The sequence below is a fragment of the Halorubrum tibetense genome (genome assembly GCF_042661865.1).
Lineage (GTDB): Archaea > Halobacteriota > Halobacteria > Halobacteriales > Haloferacaceae > Halorubrum > Halorubrum tibetense.
On the sequence record NZ_JBHSWW010000283.1, the window covers coordinates 1 to 3118 of the forward strand.

Annotated in this window: 4 protein-coding genes; 1 reads left to right on the forward strand and 3 read right to left on the reverse strand. The window is 68.2% G+C overall.

Going from position 1 to position 3118, the window contains the following annotated elements; translation table 11 throughout:
* The coding region (locus ACFQEU_RS13715) for a transcriptional regulator TbsP domain-containing protein (protein ID WP_379783063.1) at nucleotides 1–482 on the reverse strand (482 nt) is incomplete at its 3' end.
* Nucleotides 483–628: 146 nt separating this feature from the next.
* On the opposite strand from ACFQEU_RS13715, the gene dph2 reads away from it, so the two are divergent.
* Nucleotides 629–1672 (forward strand): diphthamide biosynthesis enzyme Dph2, encoded by a 1044-nt coding sequence (gene dph2 / locus ACFQEU_RS13720; protein ID WP_379783065.1) that lies wholly within the window; start codon nucleotides 629–631, stop codon nucleotides 1670–1672.
* A gap of 28 nt (nucleotides 1673–1700) precedes the next feature.
* Here the strand turns inward: dph2 and ACFQEU_RS13725 are convergent, their stop codons facing one another.
* Together ACFQEU_RS13725 and ACFQEU_RS13730 are read right to left on the reverse strand one after the other, a co-directional pair.
* Nucleotides 1701–2417: an SDR family NAD(P)-dependent oxidoreductase gene (locus ACFQEU_RS13725; protein WP_379783067.1), complete on the reverse strand. Its 717-nt coding sequence runs from the start codon at nucleotides 2415–2417 to the stop codon at nucleotides 1701–1703.
* A 195-nt stretch (nucleotides 2418–2612) separates the two neighbouring features.
* Nucleotides 2613–3118, reverse strand: a 506-nt coding sequence (locus ACFQEU_RS13730) for a DUF8157 domain-containing protein (protein ID WP_465261153.1), incomplete at its 5' end; no start/stop codon positions are given.

Below are 3118 nucleotides of genomic sequence, written 5' to 3' on the forward strand. Positions count from 1 at the left end.
GCGTCCGTTGCCGTCGACTCGTCCTCCGTCGGCTCATCCCCCGCCGACGCGTCCTCCGCTGTCGGCCCGTCCACCCCTTCCACGAGCACACACCCCGCGTTCTCGGCGGCGAGGACGGCGTTCGGCTGGGGAGTGGACAGCGTCAGGAGCTCGACCGCGCCGGACTCCGTCAGCGCGGCGAACCGGCTCGCCGCGTGGAACCCGTCCGTGACCGCGTCGACGACCGACTCGGCTGCAAGGACGGTAAGCGTCGGCGGAGTCGGCCCGATCGCCCCGCCGAAACGGGTCGCGTCGTTCGCCTCGCCGTCGGCCGCTGCTCGGAGCGCGTCGAGGTCCGGGTCGACGAGGTCGGGATACGACTCCCGGTACGCCTCGACGACCGCGGCGAGGAGGGCCGGCTCCGGATCGACCAGTACCGGGTCGACGAGCGGACCGAGCGACAGCGACCCGTCAGCGAGCGGGACCGCCGGGTCGGGCGTCATGGATCGGAGTTCGGCCGCCTCGAATTAAGCGTGACGGGCCATTACAGGGAGTGACGTGGCGCGGGCCGGACGGAACGGAAGGAACGAGACGGGGTTCGTCCGCCGAACGCGCCGTTTAACCGTCCAGGGGCGCAAGTCCGTCTCATATGAGCCGCGGTTCGACCGAGGGCGACCTCACCAAGACGGGGATGGCCCTGAAACACGACCGAGAGTGGGACTACGAGCTCGACCGGATCGTCGAGGCGATCGAGGAGCGGGACGCGACGAAGGTCGGGCTCCAGTTCCCGGAGGGGCTCAAGCGACGCGGGCCGAACGTCGCCGACGACCTCCGGGAGGCCGCCCCGGACGACGTGACGTTCATGCTGTCGGGCCAGCCGTGTTACGGCGCGTGCGACCTCGACACGTACCTGATGCGCCGGACCGACGTGTTCGTCCACTTCGGCCACACACCGATGAAGGAGTCCGACAGCATCATCTACGTTCCGCTGTTCTCGAACGTCGACCCGTTCCCGATCATGGCGGACGCCTTGGACGAGCTGCCGGAGCCGGACGAGGACCCCGATGTCGGTCTCGTCACCACTGCACAGCACATGAACCGCTTCGAGGAGATGACCGACTGGCTCGAGGAGCGCGGCTACGAGGTCCACACCCGTCGCGGTGACGATCGGCTCACGAAGGAGGGGCAGGTGCTCGGCTGTAACTACGCGTCGGCTGATATCCCCGCCGATCAGGTGCTGTACGTCGGTGGCGGGAAGTTCCACCCGGTGGGGCTGGCGATGGAGCACCCGGAGAAGACGGTCGTCATCGCCGACCCCGTCAACAACGCGGTGTCGATCGCGGAACACGACCAGTTCCTCAAACAGCGGTACGCCTCGGTCCACAAGGCGATGGGCGCGGAGAAGTGGGGCGTCATCTTCTGTACGAAGATCGGCCAGGGTCGCTGGGAGCAGGCCCAGGAGATCGTCGAGAACAACGAGGATGCCTATCTGATCACGATGGACGAGGTGACGCCGGACCGCCTCCGCAACTTCGATATGGACGCGTTCGTCAACACCGGCTGTCCTCGAATCACGACCGACGACGGCCCGCGATTCCACAAGCCAATGCTGACGCCGGGCGAGTACGAGGCCGCGATCGGCGAGAAGCCGCTCGATTCGATCGAGTTCGACACGTTCCACGACACCTGGTAGGCCGTCGCCGCGGCCGCCTTCGACGCCGCTACCACGGGATCCGCGCTCTATCCTTCCAAAGCCGCCCAGTCGGATTACCGGGCGTGAACCGGGCGAGCCAGACGGGCGTCTCGGCCCCTTTCGACGGCGACCGGGGGGCGTCGTCGCCGCCCATCTCCGTGCGCACCCAGCCGGGGGAGACGGCGTTCGCGAGGAGGCCTTGGTCGCCGTACTCGGCGTCGAGGTACGCCGTCAGCCCGCCGACGCCCACCTTCGAGACACGGTACGCCGGGTACCCCCCTTCCATTTGACCGCCGGTGAACTGCCCGAGCCCCGACGAGAGGGTCACGACACGCCCCCCGGACCGTGCTGTCAGCAGCGGGAGCGCGTGTTTCGTCACGAGAACCGGTCCGCGGAGGTTCACGGCCATCGTCCGGTCGAACGCCGCGAGGTCCATCTCGTGGAGCGGTCCGGAACGGGGGAACACCCCCGCGTTGTTCACGAGGATATCGAGCGACCCTTGCTCGCGCTCGATCCGATCGATCGCCGCTCGAACCTCGTCGTCGTCGGTCACGTCCAGTCGGACCGCGTGCTGGTCCGGCGCAGTGACGTCGTCCGGATCGCGCGCACCGGCGTACACCGTCGCTCCCAGATCACCGAGCTTCGCGGCGATCTCGGCACCGATCCCCCGGGTCGCTCCCGTGACGACGGCGACGTCGTCCGTCAGATCCGGCTTGAGACTGATCCCGTCGGGTGTGTTCGCCATGCAACCACGTGGGGCGCGTTCACAATAGAACCCGCGGGGAGCCTCGTCGTTCGAACACGCTCCGTCGCGGGGACGGGGGTGCGAGGGAGTCAACGCGATCAGGGTACGAGAGGGCCGACGCGATCAGGGTACGAGAGGGTCGACGCGATCAGGGTACGAGAGGGTCGACGCGATCAGGGTACGAGACCGGCGCGATCAGGGCGCGACGAGGTCGACGACCGTTTCGGCGTCGACGACGACGTTGTACGCCCCCTCGTCCTCGTTCCAGAGCACCAGCCCGTTCTCGACGAACAGCACCGCGCCGTATTCCGACTCCCTGAGATCGCGGTTGAGCTCCGTCTCGCGGGTGTTCACGAGATAGTGGTCGATCGATTGCGAGCCGTCGCCGACCCGATACACCGCGTTGTCCCCCTCGCTCAGGTCGTGGCTGAGCTTCACCGCGAGCAGGTTCACCCGGTCCGTGACGTGCGCCTCCGAGTCGGCCATCCGCGCGCAGCGCTCTGCGCTCGCGGTGATGTCGACCCGACGGGCTCCGTCGGTCCGGAGGATCGAGTAGGCGAACTGGACGTCGACGTTGTGGAACTCGCCCGGCTCGTCGGTCGGCCCCCTGTCGGCCGCCTCGTCGAGCCGTCGCTGGAACGGCGGGACGTCGAGGTCGTCGCGGACGTCGAACGACCACCCGCGGTCGGTCGGGGCGGCAT

Coding starts and splice junctions, on each gene's coding strand:
- dph2 (WP_379783065.1), top strand. CDS start 629: ATGAGCCGCGGTTCGACCGAGGGCGACCTCACCAAGACGGGGATGGCC.
- ACFQEU_RS13725 (WP_379783067.1), bottom strand. CDS start 2,417: ATGGCGAACACACCCGACGGGATCAGTCTCAAGCCGGATCTGACGGAC.